Genomic DNA, 22,002 nt, shown 5'->3' on the forward strand with positions numbered 1-22,002 from the left:
TTCGTGCTAAAAGCTCCAATGCGGATTTAAGTGCTTTGACCGTAGACGGAACGAGCGTAGCGGATTTTGCGGCTAATACGATTGAGTACACGGTGAATGTGTCGAATGCGAAAACATCGGTCACGGCGGTGGGGACGATAGCTGAGGCTAATGCCAGCGTGGTTGTGGCAGGCGGAAGCAACCTAGTCGTGGGAAATAACACGATCACGGTGACCATTACGGCGCAAGATGGAACGACCGTGAAGACTTACACGGTAACGGTGGTTCGTGCTAAAAGCTCCAATGCGGATTTAAGTGCTTTGACCGTAGACGGAACGAGCGTAGCGGATTTTGCGGCTAATTCGATTGAGTACACGGTGAATGTGTCGAATGCGAAAACATCGGTTACGGCGGTGGGGACGATAGCTGAGGTTAATGCCAGCGTGGTTGTGGCAGGCGGAAGCAACCTAGTCGTGGGAAATAACACGATTACGGCGACGGTAACTGCGCAGGATGGAACGACCGTGAAGACGTACACGGTAACGGTGGTTCGTGCTAGAAGCTCCAATGCGGACTTAAGTGCACTGACGGTAGACGGAACAAGCGTAACGAATTTTGCAGCTGGCACGTTGGCATACACGGTGAATGTACCGAATGCGACAACATCGGTAACAGCAGTGGGAACGAAAGCTGATGCAACTGCGACTGTGGCTGTAGAAGGCGGAAGCAACCTAGTCGTGGGAGATAACACGATCACGGTGACAGTAACCGCGCAAGATGGAACGACAGTGAAGACGTACACGGTAAACGTGGTTCGTGCTAAAAGCTCCAATGCAGATTTAAGCGCATTGACGGTAGACGGAACGAGCGTAGCGAATTTTGCAGCAGGCACGTTGGAGTACACGGTGAATATACCTAATGCAACAACATCGGTCACTGTAACGGGAACGACCTATGATACAAACGCGAAAGTGGTTGTGACGGGCGGAAGCAGCCTAATCGTAGGAGATAACACGGTAACAGTTACAGTAACTGCACAGGATGGAACGACGGTGAAGACATACACGGTAACCGTGGTCCGTGCAAAAAGTTCCAACGCCAATCTCAGCGCATTGACGGTAGACGGAACAAGCGTAGCGAACTTTGCAGCAGGCACGTTGGAGTACACGGTGAATGTACCAAACGCGACTACGTCGGTAACGGCAGTGGGAACGAAAGCTGATACAGCTGCGAAAGTGGTTGTGACGGGCGGAAGCAGCCTAGTCGTAGGAGATAACACGGTAACAGTTACAGTAACCGCGCAGGATGGAACAACAAGTCAAGCCTACATCATTACGATTAATCGTGCAGCAAGTGGGAACGCACATCTGAGCGGCTTGACGGTAGACGGAACAAGCGTAGCCAATTTTGCAATGAGCACGTTGACCTACACCGTAAATGTACCGAACGCGACAACGTCTGTCACAGTAACGGGAGTTACCTATGATACAACGGCTACAGTGAGCGCACCGGTTGTGAGCCAATTGGTCGTAGGTAACAATGTGATTACCGTCACGGTTACTGCTCAGGACGGCTCAGTGAATGCATACAGAGTGACAATAGTACGGGCGCCGAGTAACAATGCAACATTAAGCAGTCTACTGCTATCGAGTGGGTCTTTAAGTCCTCTTTTCACATCAGGAGTATTGGAATATACGTCTTCAGTCACCAATGGTGTATCAAGCCTTACGGTAACTGCGAATGTGTATGACAGTCAGGCTAGTGTTACAGCGAATGTATATAACAGCAGTCATGTATCTGTGTTCGGTCCCATTGACCTAAAAAGTGGACAGGCTTCAGCTCCACTTCCGCTGCAGGTGGGTAACAATTCAATCAAAATTAAGGTGACTGCACAGGACGGAACAGAGGCTATCTATCTCTTAAATATTTATAGAGGTGAAGAACCTAGCACGGGCCCAGGTCCTATCACTGGTGGACCAGGCATTCCAGCACCTCCGGTGACACCTCCGATAACAGAAGCAGGGGTTACGAAATATTTGGTAGATACGGAGAAACTGACGAAAGCTTTTGGCTCAGACCAACAAGCACTGGCTACGTTTGAACTTCATACGACCGACCCTGTGGTCAAAATTGAATTCGCTGCATCGACGCTTTTAAATGAAGCAAGCAAGCGTCCGGGCGCATCTGTGGAGATAAAAGTGGATGGAACCATCTACACCCTTCCTCTCTCCATATTTAAAAATGTGTCTAAGGAAGCCATTATTAGTGTTACGATAACCAAAGTATCTGGTCAAATCAAAGAGGATATCAACAAAGCGGCAGCAGAGCAAGGCTATAAACAGTTGCTGAATGACCCTATTGACTTTTTAACACATATTGAAGGTAAGGCGGTTATCGACTTTAATGGTGTATATGTAGATCGTACGTTGACGTTACCGTCTGTCGTAGATGTCAGTAAGGTAACTGGCGTATGGGTGGATGAGAATAATACGATGCATTTTGTACCCTCTTTTATTAGTGGGAACACAGGCACTATAACGATTCATTCCCCACACAATAGTATTTACACGGTCATTCAATCTGATAAGTCCTTCACAGATCTGAAGGGTCACTGGGCCAAAGATGATGTAGAGCTGCTGGCTAATAAATTAATTATTAATGGTACAGCAGGCAACATGTTTGAACCGAATAATAAAATTACACGCGCTGAGTTTGCAGCTTTGCTGGTTCGTTCACTTGGCCTGCTCGAAGAGAAGCCGGGGCATACATTCACGGATGTAAAAGAGACGGATTGGTACGCAGGAGCTGTAGCTACAGCACAAAAAGTAGGTTTAATCAGTGGTTATGAAGACAATACGTTCAAACCTAATGCAAATATCACACGTGAGCAAATGGTGGCAATGATCGTACGGGCCATTCACGTGGGTGGAAAAGAAGTAAAAGCAGAAGGTAAGTCCCTAGAGCACTTCTCAGATGGTTCTACCATTGGGGATTGGGCCAAAGAGGCAGTAGCTCAAACGGTTACGGCGAAAATTATTGAGGGTACAACACCTACAACATTCGCGGCCAAAGAGAACGCAACACGCGCACAAGGGGCCTCGATGTTGAAACGGATGCTGCAATATTTAGCTTTTATTAACTAATCACTTAGTCCGCCATGCATGCATGGCGGACTTTTTCATTTGTGAGATGTGATTAACGATGGAGCGCTTGGAAGGAGAACAACATTCTTGGAAGAGGGTTTAAATCAAAAAAGGCGCCCGGTGTCCTCAAGTGGACTAGGGCTACTTCACTTTAATAACGTTCAACAACCGGAACACGACTGCAGCCAAGGCGCGCCAACAAGTGGAGCTGCAAGGAATACCCAAACTTGCGAGAGAGATTGCCCGCCAAGCAGAATCGCAGGCCCCAAGCTTCTTGCCGGATTGACTGAGGTTCCTGTTAAACCGATGCCAAGAATATGGACGAAGGCAAGTGTGAGCCCGATAACCAAACCTGCTACGTTGTTATTGATCTGGGAAGATGTAACACCTAAAATCGTATAAATAAAGACGAAGGTTAATGCAATCTCGACGATGATAGCCATAAAAGCGGAAATGCCAATCCCGTAACCAGTTCCGAAACCGTTTTGACCTAGACTCGTCACGGCTTTGCCGGTAGAATCCATGATTGCGTAAAGAAGTGCTGAACCTGCAATAGCACCGACAACTTGCGCTATAACGTAGCCTATGAAGTCTACGCCGGACAACTTTCGGCTAATCAACATGGCAAATGAAACCGCCGGATTAATATGACAGCCAGATACCGGACCGATAACGTAAGCCATTGCAACAATGGATAAACCAAAGGCGAAGGCGATTCCCAAATAACCGAGTTCCCCTCCCGCAGTTGCGGCGCTACCACAACCGAACAAAACGAGTACAAACGTTCCAATGAATTCGGCTGCATATTTTTTGAAAGATGTATGCATCGTATTCCCCCTTATTGATATGATTTTCTTTATTGTATGTCATATAAATATACAAAAACTGAACAAATGAGAACATGATCTATCAAGAGGTCGGGGGACCAAAGCATTGTGAAACAGATGGAACGTTTCGTTGACATCATGTTCCGTACCATCCATTTCAATAAAATGCAGCCAATAATAGAAAATAGTTGACTAACGCTTGGGCAGCATATTCACATATTGATCTGACAATTTCATTAATGTCATGACGTAGTCATAATCGCTTTTGTATGCTTTGAAGTCAGCAACGGGCTGAAGTGTCTGTAAGGAAACAGCCGTTCCGTCATCAAATCCTTTTCCCGGTACAAACAAAATATGGTCATTGAAAAAAGAGCCAGTAGGCAAATAATACCTCATGCCGAATGCATTTTTCTTTATATTTAATAGATCCTGACCAAAGTGAACGACTCCCTGCTCTTTCAAGGAAACGCCTACCAGATTGGCAATTGTCGGCATAATATCGAGCTGTCCCCCAACTTGATTAATCACTTCGCCTTTCGATTGACGCGGCATATGGATAAACAACGGAATGTTAAAGCGCGTAATCTGATCATGATAAGTAATTCCCAGCTCGCTGCTGAGCTTGTCAGCCTTAATATCCTCCGGCTGCAGCCCAAAGTGGTCGCCATAAGCGATGAAAAGGGTTTGATCCCACATGCCTGAAGTTTTCAATTGATCGATAAACTTCCCAAGCGCATAATCGGCGTAATTGGCCGCGACTAAGTAATCGCCGATTTGCTGCCCTTGCAAAGCAGGGGGTACGGCTATTTTCTCGAAACTGGCGGGAACTGTGAATGGGAAATGGCTCGATACCGTTATAAACTGCGTGTAGAATGGCTTTTTTTGATTGTGCAGCTCAGTTAGTTTTTCACTGCCCACGCGGAACAATTCTTCGTCAGAAGCCCCGAATGAATTAAAATTATCATTGGTGTAATAAGGCTTGTCAAAATAATGAGTAAACCCGATCGCAGGATACAATTTAATCCGATCCCAAAAGTGAATCTCATTTACATGAAAAGTGTCCGCTTCATATCCCTTTTCCTCCAAAAGTCTCGGCAGACTGGGGAGCATCCGGTCACCATAGCCGGTTGACATGGGAATTGTACCTGTTGGATAAATCGACGTATTGGACATAAATTCGGCGTCGGATGTGTTGCCTTGGCCGATTTGCTGATAAATATGCGGAAAGTAGAGGCTTTCCTCAGCCAAATTATTAAGAACCGGCGTAATCTCCTTCCCCTGGTAAGTAAGATGAATCAAAAAGTTTTGAAAAGCCTCGATCTGTACAACAACAACATTCATCCCCTGCTGCGATGCAAAATAGTTCGGCTTATCGGCAGGATTCGCCCCCTGATTATATCCATAGTCGGCTTCTACCTGATTGATGACCGTTAGGGCTTGCGTCAAATTTGCGAAATTCGTTTTGTTTTTTTCGCTGATTCCGTTAACGGCAACGGATACCTCATAATTCATAAAACCAAGCTGCTCAGCCCGGACGATTTCATTCGTGATATCCTTGTCTGTTTTGACAAACCAAGCGGACACCATGATACATACCAGTGTCAAAACGAAAAGAGCAGACCGGCGCATGGGTCGTTCGTTTATTAGAATAGCACCGTGCCGTCTCGTTGCAAGCCATATCATAAATGCCAGTATAAAGTCGGCAAAAAACAAGTAATCCATCGGATGAATCGTCGCTTTAATACTTGACGAAATTTGCAGCAACTGTTTGATCTCCAGAACAGATGTATAGGTGATAACCGACCCGAAATGCTCAAAATAAAGCGTAGCTGCAAAACAAATCAGCGATAAAATGGCATTAAAAGCCCAATATGCGGACCGCTTGGCCTGATTCGCGAAGCGAATCTCCATAAATCCTGTAAAGACCAAGAGACTGAACAAATCCAGGAGCCACCACTTCAAATCCACTTTCCCATAAAGAAAATACCTTAGCAGCGCAAACTTTGCCCACAAAATAATTGAAAATACAACAAAATAACTTCGCCATAACCTGTTCCATGAATGCGTCATTGCTACCTCCATCATTGTGTTTACTAAAATCTATTGCTGTCATATAGCATTCTTTGACCAAATAGTTTCAATATAAACATGCGGATAAAAGATAAAAAAAGAAACGCTCTTATTCATGGTTAAAGAGATAGCGTAGTAAGAGATCTCCACGAATGGAATTAGCGATTCTGCCATAAATACAAAAGAGGACAACCTTACTGGCGCGAAGGTGTCCTCTTTTGTATTTACTTAGCTGCAAGCCGTTTGTCTCTGCGATCCAGTCCGTAACTGACAAAGCCCAGAATCAGGCCAACCACGGGCAAGCGCCCCCATCTAACGCATAGCTCGTAATGAGCTGACCGGCTTGCGAAATCGTGACATTGAGATCGTCGGCCACATTGGGCAGAAGGCCCATAATGACAAACTCGGTCATACCAATGGCAAAAGCGCCTGCGGTTAATGAAAAAAGGGAAATGGGAAACCGTCCCTTCGCCACTCCATTTCCATCTAAAGCTTGATCTTGACTCATACGAGAGGGTTCCAACCTTTCTCAACTATGACGATGTAACTCTCTGGATGAAGCCGCAATGGCAAGCTATAAAATAGATACGATTATTCGGATATCTCTTTGAACACTTCCGCTACAATTTCATAAGATCTAAGACGAGCTGCATGGTCATAAATCTGACCCGCAACAATCCACTCGTTCGCGGCTGTTTGCTGCTGCAGCTTAAGCAATCGTTCACGCACCGTATCTCGGCTACCGACAATTGAGAAGCTTAATGTTTTTTGTACGTAGGCTTTCTCCTGCGGGCTCCATAAAGACTCCATACTGTCCACCGGAGGACTTAGCATACCGGGACGGCCCCTCACAATATTCAAGAATTGCTGATGCTGTGATGTCGCGAGATGCTGTGCTTCCTCATCCGTGTCGGCGGCAATAATGTTGATTCCAACCATGGCGTACGGTTTTTCTAACGCGTCAGACGGGCGGAATTCACGGCGATATAGATCAAGTGCCGCGTATAAATAGTCCGGAGCAAAGTGGCTGGCGAAAGCAAAAGGAAGGCCCAGCTGCCCTGCTAACTGGGCACTGAAATCACTCGATCCGAGCAGCCAGATTGGAATATCCAGCCCTTCGCCCGGCACGGCGCGCACACCGGGTATGCCTGTACCCAGCGCCGGGTTTAGATAGCCGCGGAGCTCGCTCAGCTGCTCTGGGAAGTTCTGACCGTCGCTGCCCAAGCCGCGGCGAAGCGCTCTTGCCGCCGGCTGGTCGGAGCCTGGGGCGCGGCCAAGGCCCAAATCGATGCGGCCCGGATGCATCGATTCCAACGTACCGAACTGCTCGGCGATGACGAGCGGTGCATGGTTGGGCAGCATGATGCCGCCGGAGCCGACACGAATTTTCTCTGTAGCCATCGCGACGTAACCGATGACGATGGAAGTGGCCGAGCTGGCAATGCCCGGCATATTATGATGCTCCGCAAGCCAATATCTATGGTAGCCCCATTTTTCAGCGTGTCTAGCTAAATCAACGGAACGGTGAAAAGAATCTCGGGGTGTACCTCCCACAATGACGGGAGCCAAATCTAAGACGGATATAGGAACCATTGTTATCAACCTCCATGGAATCTAACGATAAGCAAGTAACTACTTTAATTTATATAGGTATATTTTATATACGATTATACCAGTCGCTGTTCGTGGAGCCTACTGTTTATAATGAAGCTTACAATAGTATTGTGATTGTGGAGAAATAATAAACAAACAAAGCTCCTGTGTGAAAGGCATCTTGGCCTATCGCAATCAGAAGCTTGTTCGTATAATGTTTATTCTAGATTGGCATGTCGGCCATACATGGTCTCGTTGGAATATCCCTCTTTTTCCATCAACATCAAAATGAGAGCATCTGCAAAAAGGAGAAGCGTTTGTTCAAATAGGGAGCCCATAGGCTGAATGGTTGAATATGCGCGATGGAGAGGGTCCTTCGGCGATCCGGGGAGCTTCACGACATGATCTGCCAAACGCCCAATTGACGATTCAGGAAAAATCGTTACAGCTGCAACGGAAGCACCCAGATTTTTTGCTTTCTCGGCCATGGACAGCAAACTGCTTGTTTCACCGGAACCTGAGCCGATGATAAGCAAGTCCTGTGCTGATAAGCTTGGTGTTACCGATTCTCCAACTACATAAGCTTGTATCCCCAAGTGCATAAGTCGCATAGCTAGAGCCCGCATCATCAAGCCTGAGCGTCCAGCGCCAGCTACAAAAATCTTGCCAGACTGAGTGATACGCTCGACCAGCTTTTCTGCTTGATCCTCATCCAACTGCTTCGCTGCGATTTGCAGCTCTTGAATGATGTTGACCAGATAGGTATCATTTTTCATTGATATTAGGATCCTTGTTTGATCAGTTTTGCATTTCAGCCGCAGCGGCTTGCTTGTTTTCATGTCCAGTGATGCCACCGCCAACGATGACAAGGTCTGGTTGCGCTTGAATCACTTCCGGCAGTGTACTTAGCTTAATGCCTCCGGCAACAGCCGTTTTGGCATTTTTGACTACGCGTTTAATGGTCAACAAGTCCTCGAATGAGCTTTTTCCTACAGCTTGGAGGTCATAGCCGGTGTGTACACAGATATAATCCACGCCGAAAGCATCGATTTCACGTGCGCGCTCTTCCAGGTTTTTCACAGAGATCATGTCGACTAGAATTTGTCTGCCTTGCTTTCTTGCTTCTTCAACGGCGCCTTTAATCGTCATGTCTTCAGAAACGCCCAGTATCGTGATGATGTCGGCACCAGCCTCCGATGCTTTCATAACCTCGTAGCCACCCGCGTCCATGACTTTTAGATCAGCCAGCACTTTCAAATGTGGAAAAGCTTCCTTCATTTCTTTAACTGCACGAAGCCCTTCGTTAATGACAACTGGAGTCCCGATTTCTACGATATCTATATGGGCCTCTACTTCTTTCACTAGTTGCAGGGCTTGTGGAATGTCAACCAAATCTAGCGCTAACTGAAGTTCCATGAATAGCTCACTCCTCTGTTTTGTATGTGTTCGTTCATGGGCTTTATTCTAAGGTCTTACTTATAAAAAAGGAAGTACGCACTATTTAGTATCATAGTACCCATTAAGAAACTAAGGACAAAAAAGAGACCTATCAAAGGTCTCCTAAACATGCTCTTTTACTTTCTCTTGATGTTTCAGTCCCCACTCTGCCATGACGTCGAGAACTTCCTTAATGCTGGCGCCATAACTGGTTAAAGAATATTCTACCTTAGGAGGTACTTGGGTGTATATTTTACGGTCAACAATGCCATCTTCCTCTAATTCCCGCAACTGCTGGGTTAACATTTTTTGAGTGATATCAGGCATATCGCGTTTTAATTCACCGAATCGACGAATGCCATCAGTTAGATGGCAAAGAATAACAGGTTTCCATTTTCCTCCGATTACTTTCAGCGTCAACTCTACCGAGCTCTTGAATACGGGATCTCCCAAGCCGAACGACTCCTTTAGTATAATAATGAAAACTAGGTTACAATAAAGTGGATATTTGTTAATCAGTATATAACAAGAACGAAGCATTTGCTTAACGCATATTACGAAGCAGGAGGAGAGAAACGGATGAACTTACATAATAAAACAGCTATTATTACAGGAGCTGGCAAAGGGATTGGCAAAGCCATCGCCATCGCATTAGCCAAAGAAGGCGTTAATCTGGGGCTGATTGCGAGAAATGCGGCGGACTTAGAAGCTCTCCAACAGGCACTGGTGAGTACTTGTGGTGTCCGTGTTTATATAGCTACGGCGGATGTGGCAGACAGGGTTGAGGTGGATATTGCCATTGAGGCACTTATCCATGAGTTAGGTTCCATTGATATCTTGCTCAACAATGCCGGAACGGCTCAATTCGGTACTTTAGTGGATATGGGTACCGAAGAATGGGAACGTATTATTCAAACGAATTTAATGGGGACTTATTATGTTACCCGAGCAGTACTTCCATCGATGATTGCTCAGAGCAGCGGCAGCATTATTAACATCGCTTCTACAGCAGGAGAACGAGGCTTCGCTACGGGTTCCGCTTATTGTGCCTCGAAATTTGCTGTTCTGGGGTTAACGGAATCCCTTATGCAGGAAGTTCGCAAATTCAACATTCGCGTAACAGCTTTGACGCCAAGCACAGTAAATACGGAACTTGCCGTTAGAACAGGACTTCCCGTCGGTGATGAAGACCGCATGATGCAGGCTGAAGATGTTGCTGAGCTTGTATTGGCTACATTGAAACTACCGGCACGGGTTTTCATTAAAAATGCGGGCATTTGGACAACAAATCCGCAATAAACATACATGAACCATGCATTGCAAAAAGAGCAGCCTCCCACAGATCCATTGGGGCTGCTCTTTTTGCAATCTCTCACATGAAGTCAAGATAGGAGAAGAAGAAATCAAAATAACGTTATATTTACCTCTTGGGATTTTTCTATAATAGACACATAGAGAGTATACAAACATCAAGATAGAGGTGAAGATCTTATGAATGCTACAACGACTCAAACGCTAACTAAAGCCAAAACTCAACATAAAAGAAGGACATTGCGCCGGCAAGAAAGCCTCGCAGGATTCCTATTTGTTTCTCCAATGCTGATCGGTGTTTCCATTTTGACCTTATTGCCGATTCTCGCTTCGTTCGTACTCAGCTTTGCGGACTGGAATTTCGTAGCCGGATTAAATGGTCTCAAGTGGGTTGGTTTTGGTAACTTCGCCAAGCTGCTAACAGATGAAATCTTCATCAAGTCGCTCGGCAATAACCTTATTTTCCTAATTACCGTACCTATCTATATGATGATTTCGCTTGTTCTTGCTGTTTTAATTAATAAATATGTGTATTGGAAAAGTTTTTTCAAAGTGGCTTACTTCATGCCTTACATTTCCAGTACCGTTGCTGTAGCTATCGTTTGGCAAGTGCTGTTCCATCCCTCAGCGGGACCTGTTAATCAGTTCTTGATGTCGATTGGGATTCACAATCCACCGAAATGGCTTGCCGATCCTACCTTTGCCTTGTCATCCGTCATGATGATCTCGGTCTGGATTTCAATAGGCTTTAACCTCATCATTTATATGGCAGGCTTGCAGTCAATTCCGAAGGATCTGTATGAAGCTGCTGAAATCGACGGTGCAAGCCCGTGGGTACGTTTCACCAGAATTACATTTCCGATTTTATCGCCAACATCGTTCTTCTTACTCGTTACGGGTATTATTTCAACCTTCAAAGTATTCGAGCTTATCGCCGTCACAACCTCGGGTGGACCGCTTCACTCGACCAGTATGCTCGTTTGGAATCTATACGAAACTGCTTTCATTGACTTGCGCGTCGGTTATGCATCTTCCATGTCTGTTGTATTGTTCTTGTTCGTACTGGCGATTACCGTACTGCAATGGATTGGCCAGAAAAAATGGGTTAATTACTAAAGCTTATGTTTACGATGCAAGCTTTTCCCTGAAAAGCTTTTAGGAGGAGTGCCGAATGAAAGAGCCATTAAGTCTACCCAAAGTCCTTGCAACCATCATCCTGTTCGTCGTTGCGTTACTCTTCCTTCTACCCTTTGTGTGGATGTTATCCACATCCTTTAAAGTAGAGGCGGACGTTTTCAAATATCCGATTCAATGGATTCCAACCCACTGGAATGCTTTAGAGAATTACAAAACGGTGTGGTTTGGCAAAGCAGCTTTTTATCTATACTATTTGAATTCCATTAAGGTAGCTGTTATCACCACATTCATTTCTTGCGTGGTATCGGCGCTTGCCGCTTATGGTTTTTCCAAAATTGATTTTCCTGCCGGAAAGTGGTTGTTCCTCATCGTTCTTGCAACGTATATGGTACCGAGTCAGGCTATTTTGATTCCTCAATTCATTTTGTATCGTAATATTGGATTATTCGACAGTCACTTTGGTTTAGTTTTACTTGGCTGCTTTAGTGTACTTGGGACCTTTATGCTGCGTCAGTTTTTCATGGGTATTCATAACGAGTACATTGAGTCTGCGAAAATTGATGGAGCCGGGCACGGACGCATCTTCTGGCAAATTGCCTTCCCGCTTGTTCGTCCTGCAGTAGCAACGTATGCCATCTTGCGGTTTATCTGGACATGGAACGACTATCAGAACCCACTTATATTCTTACGCACAGACAAGTTGTTCACCATTCCGTTAGCGATGCAAAAGTTCGCTTCTTTGAACGGAGAGTTCTACTCCCTTATCATGGCGTGTGCGGTGTCTGCCATTGTTCCGCTCTTAATCGTGTTCCTTATTGGACAAAAAAGTATTATTGAAGGTATCGCAGCGGGAGGCGTTAAGGGATAACAAGTCATTCCCTTCTTGCCGATTAAGCGAATGCTTATAGAGTGTTATATAATGATGAAGAGGAAGACGCAGGTATCTTCCTCTTTGGTGTATCATTTTAAGGCAGAAGGGATGCTGAACCCCGTTGTTTACCAAACTATCTATGACTTCTTTCCGCGGCAAGCTGACAGCCGCTTCGATTGTTTGTATTTTAATTCCAGCGCTTGTCACGTTGATTGTCTATAACTATTTAACGCGGGATGCCGTGAAAGAACAGGCCGTATCCAATGCGCAGCAAACGCTGCTGCTTGTAGACGGACATGTGACGAATACCCTCAAGCACATGCTTTATTTGTTGAATTATATTCAGGTCGACTCTAATGGAATAAGTTCGACCTTCAAGCAATTCACAGCGGGGGACTGGGGAACGACCAATCCTGCATACGAAGAATACAAGGCTCGCGCTGACATATTGGCCAAGATTGAAAGCGCAACGGCAGCAGGCGAGCCGAGCTATTTGACGGTTATTCTAAACAATGGCATCTTCTTTATGAACTATCAGATTGATTTTTTCGATCCGTCGCGGATCCTTCAAGAACCATGGATTCCCAAGGTGCAAGGCTTGCAAGGGTTGGATTCTTATTGGGTTGGTGTAACCCCTACTGAATTTCGCCGAGATAAAGATATCAGCCCTTATCAATTAACAGTCGTTCGGCAGTTGGAAGGACAGAGGGGCTTCATCGTCGTAACGATCATGGAAAGTCAGATTCACGATTATTTCGGGCAAATCGAATCCGTGCAAGGTCAAGAAATTATGCTTCTAGACGAGAACAACCGTATTTTGTCGCATGCGGATACAAACCGAATCGGACAAGACTTCCCCTATTCCAATTCGCTTGCGAAAAAAGGTTCCGATATCGCCAAAATTGATGGTAAAGACTATCTCATCTCGAGCGTGTACTGAAGACGAACGGATGGAGGCTTGTTTCCCTCATTCCCTACAACGCAGCTGTGTCCACCATTAATTCCATCTTTGAAAATGTATTTACGCTCCAGATTATTTCCTTTGTGCTCTTTCTGGGACTACTTATGGTCGCGATTCGAACCTTCACGAGACCGCTCGTTAAATTGGATAAGGTGGCAAGCTCTGTTCAAAAAGGCGAGCTGCACCTGCGCAGCTCCATCCGCGGTCAAGATGAAATCGGCCGGCTGGGCAAATCATTCGATCAAATGCTCGATCGCATCTCGGATATGATTATCGAAGTGACGCGGACACAGGCGCGCAAACGTAAAGCCGAACTGAATATGCTGCAAGCGCAGATCAATCCGCATTTTCTTTTCAACGTATTAAATTCGATTCGGATGAAAGTACTCGGTAAGGGAGACCGCGAGAGCGCGGAAATGATCGCCTCGCTCTCCAAGCTGCTGCGCATGACCATTCAAGATAAAGGACATATCCCCCTCCATGATGAGGTGGATATTATCATGGATTATATGAAGCTGATGAATATGCGGCAGAAAGAAAAGGTGGATATCCATATCGATATTGATGCGGATGTATTCTTGGAACGCGTGCCGCGCTTCTTCCTCCAGCCGATTATCGAAAATGCTTTAATTCATGGTTTGAATCAACAAGCAGGCACGATTAGTCTAAGTGCTCGTGCTGAACTGAATTTTATTGTAATTTCCATAGCAGATAACGGTCAGGGGATGGATGCAGCAACCCTTGAAAAGCTTAGAAGCAAGATGTCTGTGGATTCCGAGGAACTGCTTCTCACAGAAACGGAGATGGAGAAACACAAGGGCTTCTCCAGTATCGGCATTTCGAATGTTAATGAACGGATGAAGTTGGCTTTTGGCGATGCCTTCCGGATGCAGGTGGAAAGTGAGCTAGGTCAAGGTACGAAGGTAACGTTATTGATTCCCAAGCAAAAGGAGGGACATGAACATGTATAAAGTCATGCTCGTTGATGACGACTATCCGGTTCTCGAGCTGCTGTCAAATGCCATTGATTGGAACAAGCTAGACATGGAAGTGATGGGTTTGTTTGAGAATGGTGCTGTCGCGTTGGAAGCGGCACAGGCTGAGACCCCGGACATTATTGTAACGGATATCGGTATGCCTAGGATGAACGGATTGGAGCTGATTCGCGAGCTTAAGGATAAGCATCCGCGCATTCGCGTTGCTATTTTATCCTGTCATAACGAATTTCATTTTGCTCAGCAGGCCATGAAGCTGAATGTGCAGGATTATTTGCTCAAGGACACCCTTGATCCGGAAGATCTGCAGAAGCTGTTGAAGCAATTCCGAACCAGTTTGGATGAGGAGAAAGACACACTGGAGCAGCAGAGCCAACTCCGCCATCTGGTCGATCGCAATCGTGAGCAGCATAAGGAAAGCTTCCTGCGGGCGACGATACATGAGCCGCTGTTGAATGAGGGTGTTTGGTCTAGGGAGGCGGAAGCATTTGGTCTCCGTATTAGCGGCCGCAGTTGTTTGCCTGTTGCCTGTTATATTGATAGCCAGCGTATGGCGAGACAACGTTTTGTGAGCGACGATGTGCTTCGGTTCGCATTGAATAACATGTTGGAAGAAGTGCTGCATAGCGAAGAGCCGGAGGCCGTTCATTTTACCTATGATGTGCTTCGTTCGTTCATTTTCATTCCTTCAGTTAATGGCATTAAGACGAATCCCTATGACAGAGTGTTGCCGCTGCTTGCCAAGCTGCAATCTATGGTGGATAAAACACTCAAGATCCGCATTTCTTTTATGATTGGCAAAATAGGTATGAATCCAACGGATATTAAGCAGGAGCTGAATGGGCTTCTAGGCGCTTACGGACAGCGTTTCTATATGAAAGCCAAATCGATTGCGAAGAAAGAGCCAGTGATCTATTCCGAGCGGGATCTGTTTGCTGTTTACGATGAGGCTGTCAGCTCCTTGCGTGAGATGTTGATTGAGAGCAATCCAACCAAGGTGCAGCCGATGATCGAGCATTGGATGGCGTATTTGCGCACGAATTGTTTTCCGCCGGAAACCGTCAAAGATTGGATTCTCAAGCTTGTTTTGGATTTGAAGTTGAAGCTAAAGAGCATGCAGCTGTTTCGGAATCATTTTTCCGTAGAAGTCCTGCATAGGGAATTGCTGGAGATGGATACCCTAGAGGAAATGGGAGAGTGGATGGTACACTTCTTCACCTCGTTCTATATCGTCGCTGAAGAGGTGAAAGTGCTAAGTAAGCGTCCGGAAGTGCTGGATGCGTGCCAATATGTCTCTCTGCATTTGAATCGAAAGATTAGTTTGGATGAAGTGGCCGAGCAGCTCTTTTTGAACCCCAGTTATTTCAGTCGTTTGTTTAAAAAGGAAACCGGAGAAACCTTCATTGAGTATGTATCCCGCATGAAAGTGGCGCGTGCCAAAGAACTGCTGGATCAGACGAATATGTCCGTTGCGCGGATTTGTGAATCGCTTGGTTACGATAATCACAGTTATTTTATTAAAATGTTTAAAACGGTTGCGGGAGCTACCCCGCTTGAATATCGCGGCATCTCCGAAGGGAAGGATTACAGGATAGAAAAGTAAAAATAACGTCGATAGTAGTCAATATCACGTCATTATTACAGAGGGGCCTCTTGCTATAATGAGGTCAAGTAATGGCGTAAGCGCTTTAGAATAACGATAAACGGAGGGTCACTCATGAAAAAGAGATTATTAACAGGACTTGTTTGTGGAGTCGTTACAGTTGGCTTATTAGCGGGTTGCGGCGGTACGAAACCGGATGCAGCAGCAACGAATACAGCAACAGCTACTGCGGGAGCCAAGCCCGTAACACTTAAGTTTCATGCTTACGGAAGCGAATCTCAGCAAAACTGGAGTAAAATCATTGAAGGATTCCAAGCCAAATATCCAAACGTCAAGGTTGATCTGATTAACCTTAGCGAAAAAGGAGATACGCAAGAATATTCGAAAAAGCTTGATCTTGCGGCGGCCTCCGGTGAAGACATGGACGTAATGATGTTCAGTGAAGCAGGGATGTATGCACAGCGCGTAGCACTGGGCATGGTCGCTCCTTTGGACGATTATATTACGAAAGAAGGCTTTAAGGAGCCTGAAGAATATAAAGTAGACACGCAGCTGAACGGCAAGTATTATGCGCTTCCGGGTAAATTCAATCCTTGGTACGTCTTGTTGAATAAAGATAACCTTAAGGAAGCGGGTCTAGAAGTTCCTAAAGAATGGACTTGGGATCAATTCCGCGACTACGCGAAAAAGTTGACCAAAGGTGAGGGAGCTACGAAACGGTATGGTACGTATTTCCATGGACCTCAAGGCGGAGGCTGGTTAGAGTTTGCTCGTCTGGAAATGGCGAATCAAGCTGATGGCGCTGACTACTTGAAAACGGATGGAACGTCGAACCTAAGCAGTCCGCTGTTCAAAAAATCCATCGAGCTTCGTTACAACATGGAGAAAGTGGATAAATCATCCACACCTTACACGGATATGATTTCTCAAAAATTAAACTATCGTCCACAATTCTTCAACCAAAGCGCGAGCATGATCGTGATTGGCAGCTGGATGAATTCCGAAATTGGGGGTACAGATCAGTTCCCGCTTAACTTCAATGTCGCTGTTGCGCCATTCCCTAAAAATAACGCATCGGATCAAGGCGGCTACTCCATGGTAACAACGGACTTCTATTCGGTTTCCGCGAAAGCGAAACATCCGCAAGAAGCGTACAATTTCGTTCGTTACTTGTCTACAGATGGTTTACTTGTACAAGGTAAATACGTACCTTCATGGAGCAAAGTAAAAAATGAACAATTAAGTTCAATTGTTGATACTATTCTCAAAGGTACCAAAAATCCTGAAAAAGTCGACAAAGATTCTTTGATCGCGGTATTATCGAATGCTAAAGCTTCCAAACTGGTTCCTCCAACTTCTTATCAAGCCGACGTCTACAAAGTCATTAATGAAGAATACGAAAAATTGATTTTGGATAAAGAAGATCTGGATACAATGGTTAAAAATACGCAAGATCGTACGCAAAAATTAATCGACGGAGCTAAAAAATAAGCAAAGCGATCGTTAGACAAAAAAGCATACACTAGGTTATAGGGAGAACTTCGGTTCTCTCTATTTCTCCTTGTGAGACGTTAATCGGATACAAGCATTAGTAGGTTCCGATTGGAGAAGTTCTCTTTTCAATAATTACGATAGAGGTGAATCATGACCATTCCACAGAATTGGGCACAAGAAGCTTGGGACCAAACAACTGCTAAAATAGCTAGAACGAGTAAACGAATTGGTGACGGTTTCCCACACGCAAGTGTGAAAGGGGAATACAAGCTGGAGCCTGCTTATTGGTGGACGGCCGGCTTCTGGCCGGGGTTGCTTTGGCTCATTTATCGGGAAACCAAAGATGAACAGCTGAAGGTGTTAGCTGAATCCTGCGAGCAGCAGCTCGACCAAGTTATCACGGACTATTACCGCCTAGACCATGATATCGGCTTTATGTGGACGCTCACCAGCGTAGCTCGCTATAAGCTGCTCGGTGCCGAGGATTCTAAGCGCCGCGGGTTGCTAGCGGCCAACCTGCTTGCTGCACGTTTCAACGTGCAGGGCAATTTCATCCGTGCCTGGAACCCTTGGCACGAAGGAGAAGACAACGCCGGCTGGGCCATCATCGATTGCCTGATGAACCTGCCGCTGCTTCATTGGGCCTCCGCTACAACCGGAGACCCGCGTTATAGGCAGATCGCCACTCGGCATGCCGATATGGCGGTAGAGCATTTCATCCGCCCGGATGGCTCGGTCAATCACATCGTGATCTTCGACCCGGTTACGGGCGAGCAGCTTGAAGTGAACGGCGGTCAGGGGTTCGCGCCAACGTCCGCCTGGTCACGAGGTACAGCATGGGCCATCTACGGCATGGCGTTAAGCCATCTCTATACCGGAGATGAGAAGTACCTGCATGCCGCTAAGCGCGCTGCGCATTTCTTCATCGCCAACCTGCCGGAGGACGACGTTCCTCACTGGGACTTCCGTTTACCCGAAGGTATAACGGCTTACCGAGATTCTTCGGCGGGCGCCTGTGCCGCCTGTGGGCTTCTCCTGCTGGCTGAGCAGGTCGGAAAGCAGGAAGCTGCGCTCTACTGTCAAACCGGTGAACGTATCCTCTATTCCCTCTACAGCAACTATGGCGCTTGGGATTCAGAGACAGAGGAAGGTCTTATCCTGCATGGCACAAGCCATTATCCTGAGGGGAAAAATATCGACGTCCCGCTTATTTATGGCGACTATTATTTCGTAGAAGGCCTCTCTCGTTTATTGGGGCATGGAGAGCTTTTTTGGTAATAGAATTGCTATCTTTTTAGGAACAAGTTAGAACAAAACAATTACAATCTCCTTATGGTATGAGCTGTTAAGAATCCACGATTTTAAAGGGTTTTTAACGGTTATTAACCATAAGGTTTTTTTATGTAAAGAGGGATTCTATATGTACAAAATGAATCTTATGGGAGTATGATAATAAAGGTTTTATCAAGCTTGCTAGGAGAGAGGGAGTTGATTATTTGCATGGGTAGTCGAAATTCGGTAGAACCTGAGCCTGATAGTAGCATGGAGGAAGTCATGTTTAAAACCTCGTGCAATGCTCTCCCCAAACATAAGGTTTTCATGTGACTTCTTCCTAATTAATGGAGGAGATGAACCACATGGCCAAAAAAAATTATTTTCAATGGAAAAAAGAATATAAAGAAGCATCTACCATACAAGGATTCGATATCGAACTGAATCAAGAAAGCACCAAAAGGATTGACCGGCTGGTCGACCATTATGAAAAGAGCATCCTTACTCATTTAGACGAGGAGTACGTGAAGAAGACGAGATGGTCGGACAGAATTGCCGATCGTTTTGCTTTCTTTGGAGGCAGCTGGAGATTTATTATTTATTTTGCTATATTTTTGATCATTTGGATTGCTTGGAATACGATTCCGTTTACCCCTTTTCATTTTGATTCCGCACCATTTATCTTATTAAATTTGTGCTTATCCTTTGTTGCCGCCTTTCAAGCACCGGTCATTATGATGAGTCAGAATAGACAGGCTGCGCGGGACAAACATGAATCTATCATTGATTTTGCAATAAATTATAAAGCAGAGCAAGAAATTGACGATATGCAGAGCCATCTTCACCGAATCGAAAATGAACTATTAGAAGTAAAGAAGCTTCTTCTCGCTTGCACGCCGCAGAGAAATAATTCAGACAGTGTGGAATAGTTGTATCTTCACCACCTTAATGGTGGTTTTTTGTTGCAAGGGTGAGCAAACCAATTTTGTAGCTTACATAGACTAAATGATGGATCTGAGAAGAGGTAGCGTATGTTCAATGAGAACAGCAACTGAAAGAGATTTTCCAGCACCATAGTGGCAGCCTCTAGTTTTTTTGACGTCACAGGGCCTCGCCAATTCCAAGTGCAGCTCGCCATTGGCGCAACAACTGCTCACGATGCTGCGCAGCGAGATCAAAACGATAGGTGGCGAGGAGATTCTCCAGCTTCACGGGTGAGAGTAACAGGTTCACTGGAATATCCGGCGCTACGGGAAACGAAAAAGCTGTGTTCATATAATCGGTCTGAACCTCTTTGGATAACATGAAATCAACAAGCTGTTTGGCTGCTTTTGTATTGTTGCCGCCCTTCAGGATCGAGACAGCGCCGATCTCCCATCCGGCTTGCGGAGGTATGAACGAGCTGATGTTGTAGCCCGAGTTTTTGAATCGCAGCTGGTCGCCTAGGAAAGAGACGACGGTCGCGACTTCGCCTTCAGCCAAGCGCTGGGCGCTGGTAATGCCCGCAAACGTCGTCGAGGCGCTTTGCTTCTTCAGCGCCTGCATCAGGCTGATCGCCTGATCTTCGCCTCGCTGCTGGGCAAGTGAAGCGAGCAGCGTATACCCTGTCCCCGATGTCTCGGGATCGGGGATTTCAATCTTGCCCTTCAGCTCAGGCTGCAATAAATCCTCGTAACGCTGCGGCAGCGGCAAAGACGCCAGCAAAGGATCCTGCTGCCAGACTGTTTGATTGACGCCGATGGATAGCGCGCCCATGTACATGCCTGTCCAATAGCCATCGCTATCCTTGTATTTGCTAGGGATACTGCTAACGGCAGAAGATGAGTAGCGAAGGGATTTGCTTTTATTTTTCAGCTGCTCGTGCAGATCGGCCGGTCCGCCGAGCACGACGTCGATGCCCGTTTTGCCGAGTGTCAGCAGATGATAGCTCGCTTCCCCACTGGACATCCGAATGATTTCATACGGTTGATCCGTCTTTTTCTTAAACGTTTCCAGTAGAATGCGCCCTTCATCCTCCTGAAAGATGACATACACCTTAAGCGGCTGATTGCTCTTCTTCTCTCCGAGGAAGGTATAGCCCAGGAACAATACTACAACGCTGACAATGAACACGAGCAAACCTTTTTTCCACATGTGCCAAACCCTCCTGAACAGCCAAAAAAGGAAACCAAAGTTTCCCCTTTCAACATGCTTCTTCTATTTATGCCCTATCCGCTATTCTTGATTAAGTGAATCTTATCATCGGCTGCGCTAATAGTGACATTGCCTTGAAATCTCGTCAGACCGATGTCATAGGCATCAACAATCCATTCTTTCATGTTATCATCCAGTATAAAATACCGCTCCTTCTCACCAAGAAACATGGAAGATTTCACGAAGCCGCTTACTACAAATTCGCCGTCTTCGCTTGCATTAATCCGCATGGACTCGGGACGGATACTGAGCAGCACCTTATCTCCGGGCGTCACAGCTTCATCGATGGTCACGCTTGCTATACGACCACTTGTGCCATATTCCACAGTTGCTTTTCCATTTGCAGACTCTCGGACAACGGCATCTACGAAATTTGTTGTGCCGATAAAGTCGGCGACATACGGCGTACGAGGCTTGTAATAAATTTCGTGCGGTGTACCGTATTGATCAATGGCACCTTTATTGAAGACGACGATATAATCGGACATCGAGAGTGCTTCAAGCTGATCATGGGTAACATAGATGACCGTCAGTCCCAGCTCTTGTTGGATGCTTCTCAGCTCCACACGGACTTCTTCACGCAGCTTTGCATCTAAGTTACTGAGCGGCTCGTCGAGCAGAATGATCGGTGAATTCATTACTAGAGCCCGTGCCATGGCTACCCGCTGCTGCTGACCCCCGGACATTTCATGAGGATAGCGCTCCTCAAGGCCTGTTAGTTTCACTTTCGCCATCGCGGACTTCACGCGATCTTGTACTTCCGCTTCGGGGCGCTTCTGAATATCAAGCCCATACGCGACATTATCGAACACGGTCATATGGGGGAACAAAGCGTATTCTTGAAACACCATTGGTGTCCCGCGTTTATAAGGAGGCAGATCGTTGACGAGCTGTCCGTCGATCCATATCTCACCTTCATCAATCGTATAAAAACCTGCAATTGAGCGCAGCAGAGTTGTTTTGCCACATCCGCTTGGCCCAAGAAATGTAATGAATTTCCCACGTTCAATTTGTAGCTGAATCTGCTTGAGAACGTGATTATCTCCAAATACTTTACTGACATTTTTTAAATCTAACAATACTTGTGAACTCATGTTTTTCACTCCTTAGAGCTTT

Annotated in this window: 18 protein-coding genes and 1 pseudogene; 10 read left to right on the plus strand and 9 right to left on the minus strand. The window is 45.9% G+C overall.

Annotated features, from left to right (window positions below):
* Nucleotides 1-3,122: cadherin-like beta sandwich domain-containing protein (locus FU659_RS17990; RefSeq protein ID WP_147948843.1), on the plus strand; the 3,122-nt coding region annotated here is incomplete at its 5' end.
* Nucleotides 3,123-3,283: 161 nt separating this feature from the next.
* Here the strand turns inward: FU659_RS17990 and FU659_RS17995 are convergent.
* The 7 genes and pseudogenes from FU659_RS17995 to FU659_RS18025 all read right to left on the minus strand — a co-directional run bounded on the left by FU659_RS17995 (nucleotide 3,284) and on the right by FU659_RS18025 (nucleotide 9,502).
* On the minus strand, nucleotides 3,284-3,949 hold the full coding sequence (locus FU659_RS17995) for an MIP/aquaporin family protein (protein ID WP_187274222.1): 666 nt from the start codon (nucleotides 3,947-3,949) through the stop codon (nucleotides 3,284-3,286).
* Between the two features lie 192 nt (nucleotides 3,950-4,141).
* On the minus strand, nucleotides 4,142-6,019 hold the full coding sequence (locus tag FU659_RS18000) for an LTA synthase family protein (RefSeq protein WP_147948844.1): 1,878 nt from the start codon (nucleotides 6,017-6,019) through the stop codon (nucleotides 4,142-4,144).
* A gap of 313 nt (nucleotides 6,020-6,332) precedes the next feature.
* Nucleotides 6,333-6,527: pseudogene (locus FU659_RS18005) on the minus strand (MFS transporter); the annotation flags it as partial.
* Between the two features lie 83 nt (nucleotides 6,528-6,610).
* Nucleotides 6,611-7,612, minus strand: a complete 1,002-nt coding sequence (locus FU659_RS18010; RefSeq protein WP_147948845.1) for an LLM class flavin-dependent oxidoreductase — start codon at nucleotides 7,610-7,612, stop codon at nucleotides 6,611-6,613.
* A 218-nt stretch (nucleotides 7,613-7,830) separates the two neighbouring features.
* Nucleotides 7,831-8,388 carry a 6-phospho-3-hexuloisomerase gene (hxlB, locus tag FU659_RS18015; protein ID WP_147948846.1) on the minus strand — a complete coding sequence of 186 codons (558 nt, stop codon included), beginning with the start codon at nucleotides 8,386-8,388 and terminating at the stop codon, nucleotides 7,831-7,833.
* A gap of 22 nt (nucleotides 8,389-8,410) precedes the next feature.
* The gene (gene hxlA / locus FU659_RS18020; RefSeq protein ID WP_147948847.1) at nucleotides 8,411-9,028 is read right to left on the minus strand and encodes a 3-hexulose-6-phosphate synthase; all 618 of its coding nucleotides are present in this window, start codon (nucleotides 9,026-9,028) and stop codon (nucleotides 8,411-8,413) included.
* A 144-nt stretch (nucleotides 9,029-9,172) separates the two neighbouring features.
* On the minus strand, nucleotides 9,173-9,502 hold the full coding sequence (locus FU659_RS18025) for a winged helix-turn-helix transcriptional regulator (protein WP_261807893.1): 330 nt from the start codon (nucleotides 9,500-9,502) through the stop codon (nucleotides 9,173-9,175).
* Between the two features lie 126 nt (nucleotides 9,503-9,628).
* On the opposite strand from FU659_RS18025, the gene FU659_RS18030 reads away from it, so the two are divergent.
* The 9 genes from FU659_RS18030 to FU659_RS18065 all read left to right on the plus strand — a co-directional run bounded on the left by FU659_RS18030 (nucleotide 9,629) and on the right by FU659_RS18065 (nucleotide 19,622).
* Nucleotides 9,629-10,348 (plus strand): 3-ketoacyl-ACP reductase, encoded by a 720-nt coding sequence (locus FU659_RS18030; protein ID WP_147948849.1) that lies wholly within the window; start codon nucleotides 9,629-9,631, stop codon nucleotides 10,346-10,348.
* Between the two features lie 192 nt (nucleotides 10,349-10,540).
* Entirely contained in the window at nucleotides 10,541-11,476 is a 936-nt protein-coding gene (locus FU659_RS18035; protein WP_147948850.1) for a carbohydrate ABC transporter permease, read from the plus strand.
* Nucleotides 11,477-11,531: 55 nt separating this feature from the next.
* Nucleotides 11,532-12,365, plus strand: coding sequence for a carbohydrate ABC transporter permease (locus FU659_RS18040; RefSeq protein ID WP_147948851.1), 834 nt, complete (start codon nucleotides 11,532-11,534; stop codon nucleotides 12,363-12,365).
* Between the two features lie 142 nt (nucleotides 12,366-12,507).
* Nucleotides 12,508-13,308 (plus strand): cache domain-containing protein, encoded by an 801-nt coding sequence (locus tag FU659_RS37320; RefSeq protein WP_261807894.1) that lies wholly within the window; start codon nucleotides 12,508-12,510, stop codon nucleotides 13,306-13,308.
* Between the two features lie 47 nt (nucleotides 13,309-13,355).
* Nucleotides 13,356-14,300 (plus strand): sensor histidine kinase, encoded by a 945-nt coding sequence (locus tag FU659_RS37325; protein ID WP_261807895.1) that lies wholly within the window; start codon nucleotides 13,356-13,358, stop codon nucleotides 14,298-14,300.
* Nucleotides 14,293-15,927 carry a response regulator transcription factor gene (locus FU659_RS18050; protein ID WP_147948852.1) on the plus strand — a complete coding sequence of 545 codons (1,635 nt, stop codon included), beginning with the start codon at nucleotides 14,293-14,295 and terminating at the stop codon, nucleotides 15,925-15,927. Before FU659_RS37325 ends, FU659_RS18050 begins: the two co-directional genes overlap by 8 nt.
* Before the next feature lie 114 nt (nucleotides 15,928-16,041).
* Nucleotides 16,042-17,418: an ABC transporter substrate-binding protein gene (locus FU659_RS18055; RefSeq protein WP_147948853.1), complete on the plus strand. Its 1,377-nt coding sequence runs from the start codon at nucleotides 16,042-16,044 to the stop codon at nucleotides 17,416-17,418.
* Nucleotides 17,419-17,571: 153 nt separating this feature from the next.
* Complete coding sequence (locus tag FU659_RS18060) at nucleotides 17,572-18,699, plus strand: glycoside hydrolase family 88 protein (RefSeq protein ID WP_147948854.1); 1,128 nt, start codon at nucleotides 17,572-17,574, stop codon at nucleotides 18,697-18,699.
* A gap of 359 nt (nucleotides 18,700-19,058) precedes the next feature.
* The gene (locus FU659_RS18065) at nucleotides 19,059-19,622 is read left to right on the plus strand and encodes a DUF1003 domain-containing protein (protein WP_147948855.1); all 564 of its coding nucleotides are present in this window, start codon (nucleotides 19,059-19,061) and stop codon (nucleotides 19,620-19,622) included.
* A 172-nt stretch (nucleotides 19,623-19,794) separates the two neighbouring features.
* On the opposite strand, the gene FU659_RS18070 is transcribed toward FU659_RS18065, so the two are convergent.
* Nucleotides 19,795-20,826 carry an extracellular solute-binding protein gene (locus tag FU659_RS18070; protein ID WP_147948856.1) on the minus strand — a complete coding sequence of 344 codons (1,032 nt, stop codon included), beginning with the start codon at nucleotides 20,824-20,826 and terminating at the stop codon, nucleotides 19,795-19,797.
* 74 nt (nucleotides 20,827-20,900) lie between these two features.
* Nucleotides 20,901-21,980 (minus strand): ABC transporter ATP-binding protein, encoded by a 1,080-nt coding sequence (locus tag FU659_RS18075; RefSeq protein WP_147948857.1) that lies wholly within the window; start codon nucleotides 21,978-21,980, stop codon nucleotides 20,901-20,903.
* Nucleotides 21,981-22,002 lie beyond the last annotated feature (22 nt).

Origin of the sequence: Paenibacillus sp. N3.4, assembly GCF_008017805.1 — a bacterium.
In the GTDB taxonomy this organism is placed as follows: domain Bacteria; phylum Bacillota; class Bacilli; order Paenibacillales; family NBRC-103111; genus Paenibacillus_E.